Genomic DNA, 18,552 nt, shown 5'->3' on the forward strand with positions numbered 1-18,552 from the left:
GCCATGAATACAACCGTCTTCACTGCCAGCCACTACGGCGTCGTGCGTTTCGGCGATCTGCAATGCGAGGCCGTCGTCCTCAAGGGCGGCGAGCGCGGCTACGTTCGTCGCCAACTGGCCAAGCTGCTGGGCTTCCACGAGACGCACAAGGGTGGCCGATTTGCCCGGTTTCTGGCCGATTTCGCGCCTAACTCCTTGTCGGCATTGGAGAAAACTCGTGAGCCGATTCTGTTGCCATCAGGTCGGCAGGCGCAGTTCTTCCCGGCGGGGATCATTGCGGACGTCGCGTCGGCGGTGGTCAGCGCCGCCATCAACGGCACGCTGCACAAGGCCCGCCAGGGCATCGTGCCCAACTGCATGAAGATCATGCGCGCGCTGGCCACCACCGGCGAGGTCGCGCTGATCGACGAGGCGACGGGCTACCAGTACCACCGCGCGCCTGACGCGTTGCAGGAACTGATCTCCGAGCTGCTGCGCCAGTCGTGCTCTTCGTGGGAGCGCCGCTTCCACCCGGATTACTACCGCGCCCTCTACCGGCTGTTTGGCTGGAAGTACCAGGGCCACGACCAGAACCCGCCCCACGTTGTTGGCCAGATCACGCAGCGCTGGGTCTATGGGCCGGTGTTGCCCGCCACGCTGATTGACGAGATCCGTGCTCGCAAGGGCATCTCGCAAAAGCACCACCAGTGGCTGTCCGATCAGGGCCTCGCCCGTCTGGAAACGCAGATTCACGCGGTCACCGCCATTGCGCGCAGCTCGACCTGCTACCGCGACTTCGACCGCCGTTGCGAAGCGGCCTTCGCAGGCGGCTCGCTGCAGTTGGGCCTGCTCGCGGAAGACTTTGAGGAGGTGGCGTGAAATGCTGGGTCTGCAAACGACAGGCCCGGGGATTCGGTCACACCGACAACCGACACGGTGTCGGCGATCCTCGGCGCTACCCCATCGACTGGGTGTTCTGCTCGCAGCGCTGCCAGACCGCGTTCCACGCGATGTATGGCAACTGGCTGCGCGCCAAGGATGGTCGCACCGACATCAAGGGGGTCACCATGATCGATCCCTCTGATATCGAGCTGGCCGCCATGCGCAAGTGCCTCAAGTCCTTCGGCGAGGCGGCGGGCGAGATCGGTTTCACCAAACCGCTGGGCAACTACTCCGAAGCCGAGGCGCTGCAGGTGATCGACGCCATCGTCACTTGCTACACCGAGGCGATGGTTGAACACCACGAGGCGAGCAAGTACCCGCCCGTGCGCGGCATGACGCAGACGCCCGATCCCATGACTCCGAGTGCAGCCAATCCGTTCGCGGATCTGGAGGACGACCTGCCTTGGGAAGAACCGAAGGGGAAGAAGCCATGATGGACTTCAACTCCACGTCGAGCATCTCGGGGCAGATTACCTCGCTGGTCGACGCCGGGATGCAGCGGGCCCGAGCCAAGCAGTCCGAGCGCCAGTACCTTGGTGCCTCGCGGTTGGGCGCTGCCTGCGAGCGTGCGCTGCAGTTTGAGTACGCCAAGGCTCCCGTCGATCACGGCCGGGACACCCCGGGCCGGATGCTACGCATCTTCGAGCGCGGCCACGTCATGGAGGACTGCATGGTCGCGTGGCTGCGCGACGCCGGTTTCGACCTGCGTACCCGCAGGGCCGATGGCGAGCAGTTTGGCTTCTGCGTGGCTGATGGCCGTCTGCAGGGCCACATCGACGGTGTCATCGTCGATGGCCCGGAGGGCTTTGCCTACCCGGCGCTCTGGGAAAACAAGTGCTTGGGCTCGAAGTCCTGGCGCGAGCTGGAGAAGAACCGGCTCGCCGTGGCCAAGCCCGTCTACGCCGCGCAAGTGGCGATCTACCAAGCCTATCTCGAACTGCACGAGCACCCGGCGATCTTCACGGCGCTCAACGCCGACACGATGGAGATCTACACCGAGGCCGTGCCCTTTGACGCAGCCCTGGCCCAGCGCATGTCGGATCGGGCGGTGAAGGTCATCACGGCCACCGAAGCAGGCGAACTCCTGCCGCGCGCCTTCAATGATCCGACCCACTTCGAGTGCCGGATGTGCGCGTGGCAAGACCGCTGCTGGAGAACACAAGCATGACCGACAACAACACCCCGGCCACCGGCATCGAGCCGATGATCGATGCCAAGCAGGCGGCCGCCGCGTTGCGCCTGCCGTACTACTGGTTCGCCGATCACGCGATGCGCACCAAGTACCGGATTCCGCACTACCTGATGGGCGGTCTGGTGCGCTACCGCCTGTCCGATCTCTCTGCGTGGGCCACGCTTACCACCGCCGTCCAGGGCCGTGATGTCCAGGACGCGGACGCACCTGTCGAGGGAGCCGAATGATCGACTTCAACGACACAACCCAATCTGCGGAGCGCAACAGGGAGTCTGAACGAGACGAGATTCGCACCGAACTGCTGGCGCGACTGGAGTCGGTGCTGACCACGATGTTTCCGGCTGGCAAGAAGCGCCGTGGCAAGTTCCTGATCGGCGACATCCTCGGCAGTCCAGGTGACAGCCTAGAGGTGGTGCTCGAAGGTGAGAAGGTCGGTCTGTGGACGGATCGTGCCGACAACTCAGGCGGCGACATCTATGCGCTGATCGGCGGCTACTGCGGCATCGACGTTCACAGCGACTTTCCCCGCGTGCTGGACGCCGCTGCTGACCTGCTCGGGCGCTCGCGGTCGCTACCGATGCGTAAAGTCAAGAAGGAAGTACCGGTCGACGATCTCGGTCCAGCCACGGCCAAGTGGGATTACCTGGACGCCACAGGCAAGCTGATTGCGGTCGTCTACCGCTACGACCCACCCGGTCGCAAGAAGGAGTTCCGGCCGTGGGATGCCAAGCGACGCAAGATGGCTCCGCCTGAGACACGTCCGCTTTACAACCAGCCGGGGCTCCTGTCGGTAGACACAGTCGTCCTGGTTGAAGGTGAGAAGTGCGCACAGACGCTGATCGGCTTTGGCATTTGTGCCACCACTGCGATGCACGGAGCCAACGCGCCGGTTGACAAAACCGACTGGTCGCCGCTGGCAGGCAAATCTGTGCTCATCTGGCCCGACAAGGACAAGCCGGGTTGGGAATACGCGGATCGAGCCTCCCAGGCGCTGCTGCTGGCTGGTGCAAAGTCCTGCTACATCCTGTACCCGCCCGAGGACGCTGCTGATGGCTGGGATGCGGCCGATGCCAAGAACGAAGGCTTCGATGTCGCGGGCTTCATTGCTCATGGCCCGCGCCTTCAGATGCATCTCATATCGGACGACCCCGAGCGCGATCCGACAAGCGCTGGTGGCGGAATCGAGGACTCGGTATGGGGCACCGAGGACGCGCTGGCGCTGTCATTCACGCGCCGCTATCACCGCGACTGGCGCTATGTCGCGGGCTGGGGTCGGTGGCTGGTCTGGGATGGTCTCCGCTGGCGCACCGAGGACACCTTGGCTGCCGCCGATCTCATCCGCCACGTCTGTCGTCACGCTGCTATCAACGCCAACAACCCCAAGGTCGCGGCCAAACTTGCGGCATCCAGCACCGTGGGCGGTGTCGAACGGCTGGCACGGGCGGATCGCAGGCACGCGGCCACGACCGACGAATGGGATGCAGATCCGTGGCTGCTCAACACACCTGGTGGCGTCGTCGACCTTAAGACCGGACGTCTACGCCCACACGACCGCGCCGACCGGATGACCAAGATCACCACGGCCACACCCGGTGGCGACTGCCCAACTTGGCGGCAGTTCCTCGATGAGGTCACGGGTGGTGACAAGGAGCTGCAGGTCTATTTGCAGCGGATGGTGGGCTACGCGCTGACCGGATCTACCCGGGAGCACGCCCTATTTTTCCTGTACGGCACTGGCGCGAATGGCAAGTCGGTGTTCGTGAACACGTTGGCCACCATCCTCGGCGATTACGCCACCAACGCGCCGATGGACACGTTTATGGAAACGCGCACCGACCGGCATCCGACCGACATGGCCGGTCTGCGTGGGGCGCGCTTCGTGGCGGCAATTGAGACCGAGCAGGGGCGGCGCTGGGCAGAGTCGAAGGTCAAGAACCTGACCGGGGGCGACAAGATCTCTGCGCGCTTTATGCGGCAGGACTTCTTCGAGTTTTTCCCTCAATTCAAGTTGTTCGTCGCGGGCAATCACAAGCCTGCCATTCGCAACATTGACGAGGCGATGAAGCGACGGCTGCACCTGATCCCCTTCACGATCACCGTGCCGCCCGAGCGACGAGACAAGCACCTGCAGCAGAAATTGCTGGCCGAGCGCGACGGCATCCTGGCCTGGGCGGTACAGGGATGCCTCGACTGGCAACGCCTGGGACGTCTCGATCTCCCGCAGCAAGTCGTCGACGCCACTGAGGAGTACTTCGAAGCCGAGGACGCGTTGGGCCGGTGGCTGGATGAGCGCTGCGTTCGTGTGGCCACTGCGAAGTCTTTGACTGCCGAACTGTTCAACGACTGGAAGCTGTGGGCCGAGGCAGCGGGTGAATTCATCGGCTCGCAACGCCGCTTCTCCGATCTGCTCATCACCAGGGGCGTGGAGAAGTGGCGCAACGGCATGGGCGTGCGCGGGTTTCAGGGGATCGGGCTCAAGACCCCGCCCACGGCCGCCTACACGCCTTATGCCGACAACTGATCTCTATGGAAACCGCATCGTCTGACGCAGCTGACGCTGTTCCTCGTAACTCTCTACACGCGTGCGTGACGCGCACCTCATGGAGTGTTTCGACTGACTGCGTCGGCTGCGTCAGACAGAAGCGCGAAAGGATAAAAAGCATGAACACGACAATCCTGGCCCTTGATCTGGGCACACACACCGGGTGGGCTCTGCAGCACCTGGACGGCACCATCACCAGCGGCACGGAGCACTTCAAGCCGCAGCGATTTGAAGGCGGCGGGATGCGTTTCCTTCGATTCAAGCGCTGGCTCAACGAACTGCTGTCGGTCAGCAATCACATCAACGCGGTGTTCTTCGAGGAAGTTCGGAGGCACGCTGGCGTTGACGCGGCGCACGCCTACGGCGGATTCATGGGGCACCTGACTGCGTGGTGTGAACATCACAACATCCCCTACCAGGGCGTTCCGGTCGGCACGATCAAGAAGCACGCAACCGGCAAAGGCAACGCGGGCAAGGACGAAATGATCACGTCCGTCCGCGAGCGTGGTCACACCCCAGTCGACGACAACGAAGCCGACGCACTGGCCCTGCTGCACTGGGCAGTCGAGACGCAGGAGGTGTGACGTGAAGGTTCCGACACCCCAATACCGCTGCCCCCTTGGTCGGCTGCAGCCACAAGCCACCGATCTGGACGTCATCAAGGAACGTGGCTGGCGTGATCAACACATCCTGGTGGTCAACGCGTCCGACGACCGTCTGGACTTCATCGAACGCGAGATCGTGCGACGCATTGGTGAACGTCTGTACGGGCTGGGAGGGACGCGTCATGGCTGAGTGGACAAGCGACGACGTGGCAGCACGCTTCGAAGAGGCCGCCACCACCGGACGACGCCTGCCCCCTGTACGTGTGCAGGGCTACTTCAATTGTTGGCCCGCCTTCGTTCGCAAGGAGTGGGAAGCCTTTGCTGCCGACGAGAAGGTGTACCGACCCTTCCCACCAAGCCCCGAGGCCATCGACCGGATGCTGGAGACGATGCGCTGGGTGCAGTGGCTCGAGGTCGAGCAGCGCCATCTCGTGTGGATGCGGGCCAAGCGCTACGGCTGGAGGGACATCACGATTCGCTTTGCCTGCGACCGGACGACGGCGTGGCGGCGTTGGCAGAGGGCAATGGAGATCGTGGCTGCGAACCTCAACAGCGAAGGCGTGCGGTTGCCTTCCAAAAACGTGGGCAATTTAGGGTAATGCTTGCCGCGCTTGTCCCTGCTTTGCCTTGCTTGTCCGTTTCGAGGCCCGCCAGCCCTGCAACAAAACAGCCCGGTCGGGGGTAGTATTTCGGCTATCTTCTGGACAGCGGTGACGGTTGAGGCGATAGGCCCAGGCAAAAGGGGTCCTTCCTTCCCAAATCGCAATGCGGGGGGCGCGAGCGCGGCATTCGCCTAGCGTCCGACTGCAAACCAAGGTTTGCAGGGTTTGCAGTTTGCACCCACCCCAGTCCGCACCCATCACGAGCCCGCCCACGGTTTCCCGTCGGCGGGTTTTTTTTTGAGGAACCGATTCTGAACACGCTCAACGTCGAGTACCGTAAGGTCGAGGCGCTGATCCCCTACGCCCGCAATCCACGCACGCACACTGACGAGCAGGTGGCCAAGATCGCCGCCAGCATCGTCGAGTACGGCTGGACGAATCCGGTGCTGGTGGACGGCGACAACGGGATCATCGCGGGCCACGGTCGTCTGGCCGCCGCGCGCAAGCTCGGGCTGGATCAGGTGCCGGTCATAGAACTGGCGCACCTCTCGCCCACGCAGAAGCGTGCCTACGTCATCTCTGACAACCGGCTGGCGCTCGACGCCGGTTGGAACGAGGAGATGCTGGCGCTGGAGATGGCCGAGCTGTCCGAGGCCGGGTACGACCTTGCGTTGACCGGTTTCGAGGATGCTGAGATCGAGGCCTTGCTCGCTGACGAGGTGGAAACCGATGACGCCGACCAGGAGGCAGATGCCGACGAACCGGACGCTGCTGATGATGTGCCGGATGCCCCTGTGGTGCCGGTGTCCCGCACCGGCGATGTCTGGGCCATCGGCTCCCACCGTCTGATCTGTGGCGATGCCACCGACCCGACAGCAGTCGCCACGCTGATGCAGGGCGATGCGGCCCGGCTGTGCTTCACCTCACCGCCTTACGGCAACCAGCGTGACTACACCAGCGGCGGTGTCAAGGATTGGGATGGCCTGATGCGCGGCGTATTTGCCAACGTGCCAACGGCCGACGACGGCCAGGTGCTGGTCAACCTCGGGTTGATCCACCGCGACAACGAAGTCATCCCGTATTGGGATGCGTGGCTTGGCTGGATGCGCACGCAGGGTTGGCGGCGCTTCGCGTGGTACGTCTGGGATCAAGGACCGGGGATGCCCGGAGACTGGGCTGGTCGCTTTGCGCCGAGTTTCGAGTTCGTATTTCACTTCAACCGCGCCAGCCGCAAGCCCAACAAGATCGTGCCCTGCAAGCACGCGGGCCAGGAGTCGCACCTGCGTGCCGATGGCTCGTCCACGGCGATGCGCGGCAAGGACGGCGAGGTCGGCGGCTGGACGCACAAGGGGCAGCCGACGCAGGACACCCGGATTCCCGACTCGGTGATCCGCGTGATGCGTCACAAGGGCAAGATCGGTCAGGACATCGACCACCCGGCTGTGTTCCCGGTGGCGTTGCCGGAGTTCGTGATCGAGGCCTACACGGACGCAGGCGACATCGTGTTCGAACCTTTTGGCGGCAGCGGCACGACGATGCTGGCCGCGCAGCGCACCGGTCGTGTGTGTCGCAGCGTTGAGATCGCGCCGGAGTACGTGGACGTCGCCATCAAGCGCTTCCAGCAGAACCACTCCGGCGTGCCCGTCACGTTGCTGGCCACCGGCCAATCCTTCGATGACGTCGCCAGTGAACGTCTGGCCACCACGGAGGTAGCGCAATGACCGCCTCGTGGTTTGCCGACAAGATCGAGCAGTGGCCGACCGCCAAACTGCTGCCCTACGCCCGCAATGCGCGCACCCACTCGGACGATCAGGTGGCGCAGATCGCTGCCTCGATTGCCGAGTTCGGATTCACCAATCCGATCCTCGCCGGTAGCGATGGTGTCATCGTGGCCGGGCACGGACGGCTTGCTGCTGCGCAGAAGCTCGGGCTGGCGGTGGTGCCGGTGGTGGTGCTCGATCATCTGAGCGCGACGCAGCGCCGGGCCCTGGTGATCGCGGACAACCGCATCGCCGAGAACGCGGGCTGGGACGACGCGATGCTGCGCATCGAGATCGCGTCCCTTCAGGATGACGACTTCGACGTGTCGCTGACCGGCTTCGATGCCGATGCACTTGCGGAATTGATGGCGGGCGACGAGCCGGATGGCGAAGGCGAAACCGATGACGATGCGGTGCCCGAGGTGTCAGAGACACCCGTCTCGCGCCCGGGCGATGTCTGGCTGCTCGGTGGCCACCGTCTGCTGTGTGGCGACTCCACTGTGGCTGAGAGCTACGACCGGGTTCTCGATGGCGAGCCGGTGGATATGGTCTTCACCGACCCGCCGTACAACGTGAACTACGCCAACAGCGCCAAGGACAAGATGCGCGGCAAGGATCGCGCGATCCTGAACGACAACCTCGGCGACGGCTTCTACGACTTCCTGCTGGCGGCGTTGACGCCGACCATCGGGAACTGCCGGGGCGGCATCTACGTGGCGATGTCGTCCAGCGAACTGGATGTGCTGCAGGCAGCGTTCCGTGCCGCCGGTGGAAAGTGGTCGACGTTCATCATCTGGGCCAAGAACACCTTCACGCTGGGCCGGGCCGACTACCAGCGCCAGTACGAGCCAATCTTGTACGGATGGCCCGAGGGCGCGCAGCGTCACTGGTGCGGCGACCGCGACCAGGGTGACGTCTGGAACATCAAGAAGCCGCAGAAGAACGACCTGCATCCGACGATGAAGCCGGTGGAGTTGGTCGAGCGCGCGATACGCAATTCGAGCCGACCGGGCAACGTGGTGCTCGACCCGTTCGGGGGCTCCGGCACGACGCTGATCGCCGCCGAAAAGTCAGGGCGGCTGGCACGGCTGATCGAACTCGACCCTAAGTACGTGGACGTGATCGTGCGGCGCTGGCAGGAATGGGCTGGCAAGCAAGCCACCCGCGAGTCGGATGGCGCGCTGTTCGATGATCAGGCGGCGAGCGACTCCTCGTTGATCTCGCAGTGAATCACAAAGCCCGTCAGGTAAGGCAGGCCGCGCGGGATGCCGTACTGCTTGCTGGTCTGGCGGCCAATCGTCCAGCCCATCCACTGTTGGGTGGCGGCGTTGATCGCGTCCGCTAGGGTCTGGCCCTGGTACAGCCCGTTTTGCACATCGTCCGCAAAGTGGCGTCCGTGGCGGCTGTCGAGGAAGACCTGGACTGATTCGAGGGGCTGGCTGGTGGCGTCCGAGATGGCCCTCATCGCCAGGGGCCACGCGGTGCTGGCGTGTTCGTTCATCGTGCCCCAGAAGCCCCAGGCTTCGTTCTGGGTGGCGGGGATCTGTTGGTTGGTGTTCATCTCTGGCTCCTTGGGGTTGATCGTTGCGACACCCGTAGTAACGCGCTGTTCGATTGAGAAGCCAAGCTGTTCTTGGCTTCTTTCTCAATCTATTTCGATCACCCGAGACGGGCCACGTAGCGTGCGTAGTCGCCGCCCTCTGGATTCACGTAAAGGTAGGGGCGACCCGGTGCGGTGACCTCGACGCAAAGATAGCCGTCACAAGTGCCGCCACCTTTGCCACGCAGCCAGTCGCGCGATACCAACAGGCTGCGGGCAAAGGCATCGAACTCGTCGACGGTGAGTTCCTTCGTCTCGGTGACGTAGACCTTGGTCTGACCCTGGCCGCCAACTTCGTCCAAGTCGGCAGGCTTGCGGGCAAACGGCAATCGGACGCTCAACTCCTCGACCTGCAAGGTGGTGTCGCCAAACTGAAGGGTGCGAGGCGTGCGTTCGATGGTGATGGTCATGGTGCTCATGGATGTTCTCCTGGGTGTTGGCGTGGCGATCAGGCTTCTGCGGCGATCCGGTAGACCCGCTCGCCACCTTGGGCCTTGTCCGAGACGATGGTCAGGCCAAGCTTCTTCTTGAAGGCTCCGGCAAAGGTGCCGCGCACCGTGTGCGCCTGCCAGCCGGTGGTCTCGCAGATCTGCTGCACCGTTGCCCCTTCGGGGCGCCGCAGCATCTGGATCACGGTGGCCTGCTTGCTGTTCTCGCGGGTGCGAGGTTTGGCGGCCGCCTTTTCTTGCGCCCACGTGGCCTCGGCTGCCGTCACGGCTGCGTCGAGTTCGGAGTCGGCGGTCACTGGCGCAGGCGCAGGCCGGGCGCGCCCCATCGCGTCGTAGCCCTCGGCTGCAACGAACCAGTGGGTGCCGTCGGAGGTGATCAGCGCGCGGTTGAAAAGGCCATCGAGCACCTTCTTGCGTGCCCCGCCTTTGATGTTTTCGGGGAACCAGTCGATCTTGCCGTCGGTGTGTTCGAGGGCGTAGGCCAGGATCGCGTGCTGCGCCGGGGTCAGTTGGGTGGTGGTCATTTGCTTCTCCTTCGGAGGGGTTGATGGGGTGACGTGATGAACGCGCTGTTCGGGAGTGAAGCCAAGCGCTTTCTGCTTGGCTTCGACGGTTCTTGATCAGTTGTTGGCCTTGTCCGACTTCGCCGCCTTGCGGCCCTGTTCGACGCCTGCGTTGAACGCGGCTTCAAGGGCGTCGCGCAGGCACCAAACCGCCACGTCGTGGAAGTCGAGGCTGTCCGACTTGCGGGTTTCCAGGGTTTCGATGCCCAGCTTGCTTTGCGCGATCTGGGTCAGGAGTTGTTCGAGCTTGCTCATTGCTGCGTCCTTTGATGGTGTTGATGACGTCCGTATGAACGCGCTGTTCCAGAGAGAAGCCAAGCTGATTTCGAGTGAATGACGAACAAATGATTGAAGGGGCAACCGGTTCTCAAAATGGGCATTTCGATTCGCGCTTACGCCCGTCACCGTGGTGTGACCGACACCGCTGTTCACAAGGCAATTCGCGCAGGTCGGATCACGCCGGAGACTGACGGCACCATTGATGCCGACCGTGCTGATCGCGAGTGGGCTCGCAACTCCGATGTGCCGAAGACCGGTACGCGGGCCAAGGCCGCAAAGGTCGCCGTGCCGGAAGGCGGTACCGGTGTTGGCGGTGATGGGCCTGCGGCCCTACCCACTGGCGGCGCGTCCCTGCTTCAGGCGCGCACGGTCAATGAGGTCGTCAAGGCGCAGACCAACAAGGTGCGTCTGGCCCGGCTGAAGGGCGAGTTGGTGGATCGGCCGCAGGCCATCGCCCACGTTTTCAAGCTGGCGCGCTCCGAGCGCGATGCGTGGCTGAACTGGCCAGCGCGCATCTCGGCGCAGATGGCGGCCAAGCTCAATATCGATCCGCACACGATGCACGTCGCCCTGGAGGCGGCGGTACGTGAGCACCTGCAGGAACTGGGCGAACTGCGGCCCCGGGTGGACTGATGCTGGATGTTGAATACGAAGGCGCTGCCGAAATCGAGCGCGCGTGGCGTGAAGGGCTTACGCCCGATCCTCTGCTCTCGGTGTCCGAATGGTCGGACCGCCACCGGATGCTCTCCAGCAAGGCATCCGCCGAGCCAGGACGCTGGCGCACCAGCCGCACGCCGTACCTGAAGGCGATCATGGACTGCCTGTCACCGACTTCGCCGGTCGAGCGCGTGGTGTTCATGAAAGCCGCACAGCTCGGTGCGACCGAGATGGGTTCGAACTGGATCGGCTACGTGATCCACCACGCGCCGGGGCCGATGATGGCGGTATGGCCGACGGTGGATATGGCCAAGCGCAATTCCAAGCAGCGGATCGATCCGTTGATCGAGGAGTCGGCGGCGCTGAGCGAACTGATCTCCCCGGCACGGTCACGCGACTCGGGCAACACCATCCTGGCCAAGGAGTTCCGGGGCGGTGTTCTGGTGATGACCGGGGCCAACAGCGCGGTCGGACTGCGCTCGATGCCGGTGCGGTATCTGTTCCTCGACGAGGTAGACGGCTATCCACTGGACGTCGAGGGCGAAGGCGATGCGATCTCGCTGGCGGAGGCGCGCACGCGAACTTTCGCTCGGCGCAAGATCTTCATCGTGTCGACGCCGACGATCTCGGGGGCGTCGGCCATTGAGCGCGAGTACGAAGCCAGTGACCAGCGCCGCTACTTCGTGCCGTGCCCACATTGCTCGCATCGACAGTGGCTGCGCTTCGAGCAGTTGCGATGGGAGAAGGGTCAACCGGACACGGCGGCGTACATCTGCGAATCGTGCGACGAGTCGATTGCCGAGCACCACAAGACCTGGATGCTGGAGCACGGCGAATGGCGCGCGATGATCAGCGACGGCACCGGCAAGACGGCGGGGTTTCACCTGTCGTCGCTTTACAGCCCGGTGGGCTGGCGCGGTTGGCGCGACATTGCCGCCGCGTGGGAAAGCTCGGTGAACAAGGAATCGGGGTCGGCGGCCGCCATCAAGACCTTCAAGAACACCGAGCTGGGTGAGACCTGGGTCGAGGAAGGCGAAGCGCCCGACTGGCAACGGCTGGTCGAGCGCCGCGAGGAATACCGGATCGGCACGGTGCCACCGGGTGGATTGCTCCTGGTGGGCGCTGCCGACGTGCAGAAGGATCGCATCGAGGCATCGATCTGGGCGTTTGGGCGCGGCAAGGAATCCTGGCTGGTCGAACACCGCGTGCTGATGGGCGACACCGCCCGCGACGCAGTGTGGAAGCGACTGGCCGAGTTGCTTGCCGAAAACTGGACGCACGCCTCGGGCGCGGCGATGCCGCTGGCCCGTTTCGCCCTTGACACCGGCTTTGCGACGCAGGAGGCCTACGCCTTTGTGCGTGCCTGCCGTGACCCGCGCGTGATGCCGGTCAAAGGGGTGCCGCGCGGCGCAGCCCTGATCGGCACGCCGACGGCCATCGATGTTTCGCAAGGCGGCAAGAAGCTGCGCCGGGGCATCAAGGTGTTCTCGGTGGCGGTCGGCATCGCCAAGTTGGAGTTCTACAACAACCTGCGCAAGGGCGCGGACGTCAGCGAGGACGGCGTGACCACCGTCTACCCGACGGGGTTCGTCCACCTGCCAAAGATCGACGCCGAGTTCATCCAGCAGCTCTGCGCCGAACAGTTGATTACCCGCCGCGACCGCAACGGCTTCCCGGTGCGCGAGTGGCAAAAGATGCGCGAGCGCAATGAAGCGCTCGACTGCTACGTGTACGCCCGGGCGGCCGCATCGGCGGCGGGCCTGGATCGCTTCGAGGAACGCCACTGGCGCGAACTGGAGCGCCAACTCGGGATGGAACGGCCACCGGATGAGCCACCCCCGATTCAAGCATTCGACCCAGACGAGGCCACCCAACGAGGTGGCCTTTCTGTTTCTGCAACCCCATCACGGCGGCGGGTCATCCGAAGCCGCTGGCTTCGCTGATCCCCGCTGGCTGTCCTGATTTTCAGAGGAGTTTTCATGAGTCTTGCCACCCGTATCGAGAGCCTGGTCATCCGGGTCGCCCAGGAGTTCAACGACGTCCGGGCGACGGCGGGCAATCTCGCTGGCCTGTCCACCACCGACAAGTCGAGTCTGGTCGCGGCGATCAACGAACTGAAGGCGGCGGTGCTGTCCGCCACCGCCATCGACGACAGCCAGATCGCCACCTCCAGCACCTACTCGTCGAACAAGATCGTGTCGCTGCTCGACGCGCTCAAGGCCGACATTTTGGGTGGCGCGGACGCCGCCTACGACACCCTGGTGGAAATCCAGCAGTTGCTGCAGAACGGCACCACGGGACTGGATGCGCTTCTGGCCGCAGTCAATCTGCGCGTGCGTTTCGACGCGGCGCAGACCCTGACGGTGGCCGAGCAACTGCAGGCCCGCACCAACATCGGTGCGGTGGCGGCCAGCGATGTCGGGAACACCGATACCGACTTCGTCGTGATCTTTGACGGAGCGCTGGCCTGATGAGCCTCGCGTCCAGCATTGGCGCACTGGCGGCGCGCATTGGTTTCGAGGTCAAGACCAAGATCGACGCCACGCATCCAGGCCTCGCCCGGGTGTGGGTCAGCTTCGGCTACGTGGGCGGTCAGGTCGTGATCGCCAGTGCGCGCAATGTGGCCAGCGTCGTGCGCACGGCGGCGGGCCGGTACCGCGTGCATTTCGCCGTGGCGATGCCGGATGCGAACTACTGCTGGACGGCGCTCGCCCGCAGCAGCACCAACACCGGTCAGCAGCGCGTAGCCGTCGTGCGCGCCAGCTCCGACCTAAAGACGGCCCAGTACGTCGACATCTCCTGCGCGACGACCGCAGCGTCGTTCGACGACTCCTCCGAAATCAATCTCGTGGTGTACCGCTGATGGCCTACACAGAAGTCCAACTCCAGGCGCTGGAATCCGCGCTCGCCAAGGGCGAACACCGCGTCACCTTCGGCGACAAGACAGTCGAGTACCGCTCGGTCGATGACCTGAAGGCCGCGATTCGCGAGGTCAAGCGCGGCCTGTTGCAGCAGGCAGCCGAAACCGGCCTCTTGCCTGGCGCACCGCGCCAGATCCGGGTCACGACCTCGAAGGGGTTCTGATGGCTTGGTATTCCAAGATTCGAAGCCTCTTCGGTCAGTCTCCGGTTCACGAAGCGGCGGGCCGTGGCCGTCGCTCGCTGGCGTGGATGCCCGGCAACCCCGGCGCGGTCGCGGCAATGCTGGCGACCAATGCCGAACTGCGTGGCAAGAGCCGTGACCTCGTGCGCCGCAATGCCTGGGCGCAGGCCGGTATCGAAGCCTTCGTCGCCAACGCGGTCGGCACCGGCATCAAGCCCCAGAGCCTGTCGCCCGACGAGGCGTTCAAGGCTGAAGTGCAGGCGCTGTGGCGCGACTGGACGGCGGAGGCCGACGCCGCCGGGCAGACCGACTTCTACGGCCTGCAAGCCTTGGCCTGCCGCGCGATGCTCGAAGGCGGCGAATGCCTGATCCGCCTGCGGCCACGCCGTCCGGAAGATGGGCTGGTGGTGCCCCTGCAGCTCCAGTTGCTGGAGCCCGAGCACCTGCCGATCCATCTGAACACCGATCTGCCCTCGGGCAACGTGGTGCGCTCCGGAATCGAGTTCGACAGCCTCGGTCGCCGCGTGGCCTACCACCTGTACCGCTCGCACCCCGAAGACGGGCGACTGGCCCCGATGTCGGGCCAGGGTGGCATGGACACGGTGCGCATCGATGCAAAGGAAATCATCCACCTGTTCCGTGTGCTGCGTCCGGGCCAGATCCGAGGTGAGCCGTGGTTGTCGCGGGCCCTGGTCAAGCTCAACGAGCTCGACCAGTATGACGACGCCGAGTTGGTGCGCAAAAAAACCGCTGCGATGTTCGCCGGGTTCGTGACCCGCCAGAACCCAGAGGACAACCTGATGGGGGAAGGCGCTGCCGACAGCGATGGCATCGCGCTGGCCGGGCTGGAGCCGGGAACACTGCAGATTCTGGAGCCCGGCGAGGACATCAAGTTCTCCGACCCGGCCGACGTCGGCGGCTCGTATGGCGAGTTCCTGCGCACGCAGTTCCGGGCCGTCGCCGCAGCCATCGGCATCACCTACGAGCAACTGACCGGCGATCTGACGGGCGTGAACTACTCGTCCATCCGAGCCGGGATGCTGGAGTTTCGGCGTCGGTGCGAGATGGTGCAGCACGGCGTGCTGGTACATCAGATGTGCCGCCCGGTCTGGGCCGCCTGGATGAAGCAGGCCGTGCTCGCTGGTGCGCTCGAAGCGCCGGGCTTCGCGCGTGGCGGGACGGCGCGTCGCCGCCAGTACCTGCAGGTGAAGTGGATTCCCCAGGGCTGGCAGTGGGTCGATCCGGAGAAGGAATTCAAGGCGATGTTGCTGGCCATCCGCGCGGGCCTGATGAGCCGCTCGGAAGCCATCTCGGCCAATGGGTACGACGCCGAAGACGTCGACCGCGAGATTGCGGCCGACAACCAGCGCGCCGACGACCTCGGCTTGATCTTCGACTCCGACCCTCGCTACACGTCCAAAGACGGCGGCAGCGCCGAACCCAACCGCAGCGCCAACGCGCCGGACATCACCGGCAGCCAAACGTCTTCCTGAACGGCTGCCAGACCGCCTTCCACAAGGATTCCCATGACCGTGCTACCTCATCTGGCGGCGCGCCTGTTCGGCGTGCCGCTGGCGATCCATCGCCCGAAACTCGATGTCATCCTTTCGGTGCTCGGTGCGCGCATCGGCCTCGCCGACCTCGCCGCGCCCGTGGGTTACACGCCTGCGGCCCGCGCGCCCGGGCCTCCGAGCGGCAAGGTCGCAGTCATCCCGATCCACGGCACGCTGGTGCGCCGAACCTCGGGCATCGAAGCCGAATCGGGCCTCGCCAGCTACACCGGCATCGCCGCGCAACTGGATGCGGCGCTGGCCAGCCCTGAGATCGCCGCGATCCTGCTCGACATCGATTCGCCGGGTGGCGAGTCGGGCGGCGTGTTCGATCTGGCTGACCGCATCCGCGCGGCGTCGGAAGTGAAGCCCGTCTGGGCCGTGGCCAACGACATGGCGTTCTCTGCAGCCTATGCGCTGGCGTCAGCCGCCACCCGCGTGTTTGTCGCGCGAACCGGAGGCGTCGGCTCGATCGGCGTCATCGCCATGCACGTCGATCAGTCGGTGAAGGACGCCCAGGACGGCGTTCGCTACACCGCCGTGTTCGCGGGCGAACGCAAGAACGACCTCAACCCGCACGAACCGATCTCCAACGAAGCCCACGTCGTCCTCAAGGCCGAGGTGGACCGCATCTATGACCTGTTCGTCGAGACGGTCGCGCGCCATCGCGGCCTCGATGCGGACACCGTGCGCGCCACGGAAGCGGGTCTGTTCTTCGGCCCGGATGCCGTCGCCACCGGTCTTGCCGATGCCGTCGGCAGTCTCGACGACGCGCTCACGCAACTCACGCAATCGCTTTCCCCACTCCCGACTCAGGTGGCTCCGGCCAGCCAAGCGGGCTTTCTTCGCAACCACCAGATGGAGTCTTCCATGAATGATCGAACCGACCCCGCTGCTCCTGATCGGCCTCTTGCTGATCCTGCTGGCAGTCATCCTCAACCGTCCGCCACCGCCACCGCCACCGCGCTGAGCGTGGCGGACGCCGTCGAAATCGCCCAGACCTGCACGCTGGCCGGGCGCACTGACCTGATCGCTGGCTTTCTCGAAGCCCAGTCCTCGCCCGCCAAGGTGCGCAGCCAACTGCTCTCAGCACAGGCCGAAGCCAGTCCCGAAATCACCAGCCTGATCCGACCCGATTCGGCGGCCGATGCTGCGCGTATTTCCGCCACCAGTCCGCTGATCGACGCCGCCAAGCGGATCGCGGCGCAATCCACCAAGAAGGAGATCTGAGATGCCCGCTCTTGCCGAACTTCTGAACCTGGGCGACCTGCTCAAGTACGAAGCCTCAAACCTTTACTCGCGCGACCGTGTCACCGTCGCATCGGGCCAGAACCTGCCGCTGGGCACGGTCGTCGGCCTCGTTACCGCCACCGGGAAGTTCAAACAGATCGACCCTTCCGCCGAGGATGGCTCGCAGGTCGCCGCTGGCGTGCTGCTGCAGACCTGCGACGCCACCTTGATCGACCGCGATGACGGTCTCGTCGTTGCGCGCCACGCCATCGTCGCCCACCACGCGCTCGCGTGGCCCGACGCCATCACCACCGCCGAAAAACTCACCGCCATTGCGCAGCTCAAGGCGCTGGGCGTGCTCGTCCGCCAAGGAGCTTGACCATGAACAACCCCTTCAGCAATCCCGCCTTTTCGATGACGGCGCTGACCGCTGCCATCAACATCCTGCCCAACCGGTACGGGCGTCTGGAAGAACTGAACCTGATGCCGTCCAAGCCGGTACGTCAGCGCCAGATCGTCGTCGAGGAAATGAACGGCGTGCTCAACCTGCTGCCCACGCTGCCGCCGGGTTCGCCTGGCACGGTCGGCGTGCGCGGCAAGCGTAAGCTGCGCTCCTTCGTGGTGCCGCACATTCCGCACGACGACGTCGTGCTGCCCGAAGAAGTGCAAGGCATCCGCGCCTTCGGTTCGGAAACGGAAACCGAGACGGTCGCGGGCGTGATCGCACGCCATTTGGAAACCATGCGCAACAAGCATGCGATCACGCTGGAGCACCTGCGCATGGGCGCACTCAAGGGCGTGATCCTCGACGCGGACGGCTCGGTGCTCTACGACCTGTTCGATGCCTTCGATATCACCCAACAGGCGGTGGCCTTCGAGCTGGGCACGGCAGGCACCAACGTCAAGGCCAAATGCACCACGGTGCTGGCAACCATCGAGGAGAACCTCAAAGGCGAGTTCATGAACGGCGTCCACTGCCTGTGCTCACCGGAGTTCTTCGCCGCGCTCACCGGTCATGCCAAGGTCGAGAAGGCCTTCGAGAACTGGCAGAACGGGGCCATCCTCATCAACGACGTGCGTCGCGGCTTCACCTACGGCGGGATTACTTTCGAGGAGTACCGGGGGCAGGCCACCGATGCCAGCGGCACTGCCCGCCGCTTCATCGCCGCTGGCGAGGCCCATGCCTTCCCGTTGGGCACCATCGACACCTTCGGCACCTACTTCGCACCGGCGGACTTCAACGAGACCGTCAACACGGTCGGCCAGCCGCTGTACGCCAAGCAGGAGCCGCGCAAGTTCGACCGGGGCACCGACCTGCACACGCAGTCCAATCCGCTGCCGATGTGCCATCGCCCTGGGGTGCTGGTGAAGCTGACGGTGGCGTGAAGAACCTCATCGACCAAATCTATGAGTCGGCCGCAAACTCTGGTCTGCTGAAGGAGTGTCTTTGGTATCCGTCGAACGGTGCGCCATCGCAACGGCATCAGGTCGGCTTTGCCG

Annotated in this window: 23 protein-coding genes; 19 read left to right on the forward strand and 4 right to left on the reverse strand. The window is 64.6% G+C overall.

Annotation, left to right across the window (positions count from 1 at the left end; translation table 11 throughout):
- Positions 1–3 precede the first annotated feature (3 nt).
- From QZV97_RS13605 to QZV97_RS13650, 10 genes are all read left to right on the forward strand, one after another.
- The gene (locus QZV97_RS13605) at positions 4–858 is read left to right on the forward strand and encodes a P63C domain-containing protein (RefSeq protein ID WP_295642979.1); all 855 of its coding nucleotides are present in this window, start codon (positions 4–6) and stop codon (positions 856–858) included.
- Complete coding sequence (locus QZV97_RS13610; RefSeq protein WP_295642982.1) at positions 855–1,355, forward strand: DUF6511 domain-containing protein; 501 nt, start codon at positions 855–857, stop codon at positions 1,353–1,355. Before QZV97_RS13605 ends, QZV97_RS13610 begins: the two co-directional genes overlap by 4 nt.
- Positions 1,352–2,089: a PD-(D/E)XK nuclease family protein gene (locus QZV97_RS13615; protein ID WP_295642985.1), complete on the forward strand. Its 738-nt coding sequence runs from the start codon at positions 1,352–1,354 to the stop codon at positions 2,087–2,089. Before QZV97_RS13610 ends, QZV97_RS13615 begins: the two co-directional genes overlap by 4 nt.
- Positions 2,086–2,340 carry a hypothetical protein gene (locus tag QZV97_RS13620; RefSeq protein ID WP_295642988.1) on the forward strand — a complete coding sequence of 85 codons (255 nt, stop codon included), beginning with the start codon at positions 2,086–2,088 and terminating at the stop codon, positions 2,338–2,340. Before QZV97_RS13615 ends, QZV97_RS13620 begins: the two co-directional genes overlap by 4 nt.
- Positions 2,337–4,634 carry a phage/plasmid primase, P4 family gene (locus QZV97_RS13625; RefSeq protein ID WP_295642992.1) on the forward strand — a complete coding sequence of 766 codons (2,298 nt, stop codon included), beginning with the start codon at positions 2,337–2,339 and terminating at the stop codon, positions 4,632–4,634. The genes QZV97_RS13620 and QZV97_RS13625 overlap by 4 nt, the downstream gene beginning before the upstream one ends.
- Before the next feature lie 140 nt (positions 4,635–4,774).
- Positions 4,775–5,239, forward strand: a complete 465-nt coding sequence (locus tag QZV97_RS13630; protein WP_295642995.1) for a hypothetical protein — start codon at positions 4,775–4,777, stop codon at positions 5,237–5,239.
- A 1-nt stretch (position 5,240) separates the two neighbouring features.
- Entirely contained in the window at positions 5,241–5,450 is a 210-nt protein-coding gene (locus tag QZV97_RS13635) for a hypothetical protein (RefSeq protein ID WP_295642998.1), read from the forward strand.
- Positions 5,443–5,859, forward strand: a complete 417-nt coding sequence (locus QZV97_RS13640) for a DUF6362 family protein (RefSeq protein WP_295643001.1) — start codon at positions 5,443–5,445, stop codon at positions 5,857–5,859. The genes QZV97_RS13635 and QZV97_RS13640 overlap by 8 nt, the downstream gene beginning before the upstream one ends.
- A 314-nt stretch (positions 5,860–6,173) precedes the next feature.
- A complete protein-coding gene (locus QZV97_RS13645; RefSeq protein WP_275852826.1) occupies positions 6,174–7,583 on the forward strand; it encodes a site-specific DNA-methyltransferase in 1,410 nt (469 codons plus the stop codon).
- Positions 7,580–8,851: a site-specific DNA-methyltransferase gene (locus QZV97_RS13650; RefSeq protein ID WP_275852584.1), complete on the forward strand. Its 1,272-nt coding sequence runs from the start codon at positions 7,580–7,582 to the stop codon at positions 8,849–8,851. Before QZV97_RS13645 ends, QZV97_RS13650 begins: the two co-directional genes overlap by 4 nt.
- Here the strand turns inward: QZV97_RS13650 and QZV97_RS13655 are convergent.
- The 4 genes from QZV97_RS13655 to QZV97_RS13670 all read right to left on the reverse strand — a co-directional run bounded on the left by QZV97_RS13655 (position 8,815) and on the right by QZV97_RS13670 (position 10,489).
- On the reverse strand, positions 8,815–9,183 hold the full coding sequence (locus tag QZV97_RS13655) for a hypothetical protein (protein WP_275852581.1): 369 nt from the start codon (positions 9,181–9,183) through the stop codon (positions 8,815–8,817). The two genes, QZV97_RS13650 and QZV97_RS13655, sit on opposite strands and share 37 nt — an antisense overlap.
- Before the next feature lie 98 nt (positions 9,184–9,281).
- Entirely contained in the window at positions 9,282–9,641 is a 360-nt protein-coding gene (locus tag QZV97_RS13660; RefSeq protein WP_275852579.1) for a hypothetical protein, read from the reverse strand.
- A gap of 29 nt (positions 9,642–9,670) precedes the next feature.
- A complete protein-coding gene (locus tag QZV97_RS13665) occupies positions 9,671–10,195 on the reverse strand; it encodes a DUF3489 domain-containing protein (protein WP_275852577.1) in 525 nt (174 codons plus the stop codon).
- Between the two features lie 96 nt (positions 10,196–10,291).
- Complete coding sequence (locus QZV97_RS13670; RefSeq protein WP_275852574.1) at positions 10,292–10,489, reverse strand: hypothetical protein; 198 nt, start codon at positions 10,487–10,489, stop codon at positions 10,292–10,294.
- 117 nt (positions 10,490–10,606) lie between these two features.
- Between QZV97_RS13670 and QZV97_RS13675 the strand changes: the two genes are divergently transcribed.
- From QZV97_RS13675 to QZV97_RS13715, 9 genes are read left to right on the forward strand one after another with little or no spacing between them, the layout of a single operon-like run.
- Positions 10,607–11,146 carry an elements of external origin gene (locus QZV97_RS13675; protein ID WP_275852572.1) on the forward strand — a complete coding sequence of 180 codons (540 nt, stop codon included), beginning with the start codon at positions 10,607–10,609 and terminating at the stop codon, positions 11,144–11,146.
- A complete protein-coding gene (locus QZV97_RS13680; protein ID WP_295643011.1) occupies positions 11,146–13,113 on the forward strand; it encodes a phage terminase large subunit family protein in 1,968 nt (655 codons plus the stop codon). The genes QZV97_RS13675 and QZV97_RS13680 overlap by 1 nt, the downstream gene beginning before the upstream one ends.
- Before the next feature lie 36 nt (positions 13,114–13,149).
- Positions 13,150–13,641, forward strand: coding sequence for a hypothetical protein (locus tag QZV97_RS13685; protein ID WP_295643014.1), 492 nt, complete (start codon positions 13,150–13,152; stop codon positions 13,639–13,641).
- Positions 13,641–14,033 carry a hypothetical protein gene (locus tag QZV97_RS13690; protein WP_295643017.1) on the forward strand — a complete coding sequence of 131 codons (393 nt, stop codon included), beginning with the start codon at positions 13,641–13,643 and terminating at the stop codon, positions 14,031–14,033. Before QZV97_RS13685 ends, QZV97_RS13690 begins: the two co-directional genes overlap by 1 nt.
- Positions 14,033–14,254 (forward strand): hypothetical protein, encoded by a 222-nt coding sequence (locus tag QZV97_RS13695; protein WP_295643020.1) that lies wholly within the window; start codon positions 14,033–14,035, stop codon positions 14,252–14,254. Before QZV97_RS13690 ends, QZV97_RS13695 begins: the two co-directional genes overlap by 1 nt.
- Entirely contained in the window at positions 14,254–15,765 is a 1,512-nt protein-coding gene (locus QZV97_RS13700; protein ID WP_295643023.1) for a phage portal protein, read from the forward strand. The genes QZV97_RS13695 and QZV97_RS13700 overlap by 1 nt, the downstream gene beginning before the upstream one ends.
- A 33-nt stretch (positions 15,766–15,798) precedes the next feature.
- Positions 15,799–17,052, forward strand: a complete 1,254-nt coding sequence (locus QZV97_RS13705) for a S49 family peptidase (RefSeq protein ID WP_295643026.1) — start codon at positions 15,799–15,801, stop codon at positions 17,050–17,052.
- A 1-nt stretch (position 17,053) separates the two neighbouring features.
- Complete coding sequence (locus QZV97_RS13710) at positions 17,054–17,431, forward strand: head decoration protein (RefSeq protein ID WP_295643029.1); 378 nt, start codon at positions 17,054–17,056, stop codon at positions 17,429–17,431.
- Between the two features lie 2 nt (positions 17,432–17,433).
- Positions 17,434–18,438: a major capsid protein gene (locus QZV97_RS13715; protein WP_024541998.1), complete on the forward strand. Its 1,005-nt coding sequence runs from the start codon at positions 17,434–17,436 to the stop codon at positions 18,436–18,438.
- The last annotated feature ends 114 nt before the right edge of the window (positions 18,439–18,552 follow it).

The organism is uncultured Methylibium sp. (assembly GCF_902826655.1).
Taxonomy (GTDB): domain Bacteria; phylum Pseudomonadota; class Gammaproteobacteria; order Burkholderiales; family Burkholderiaceae_C; genus Methylibium.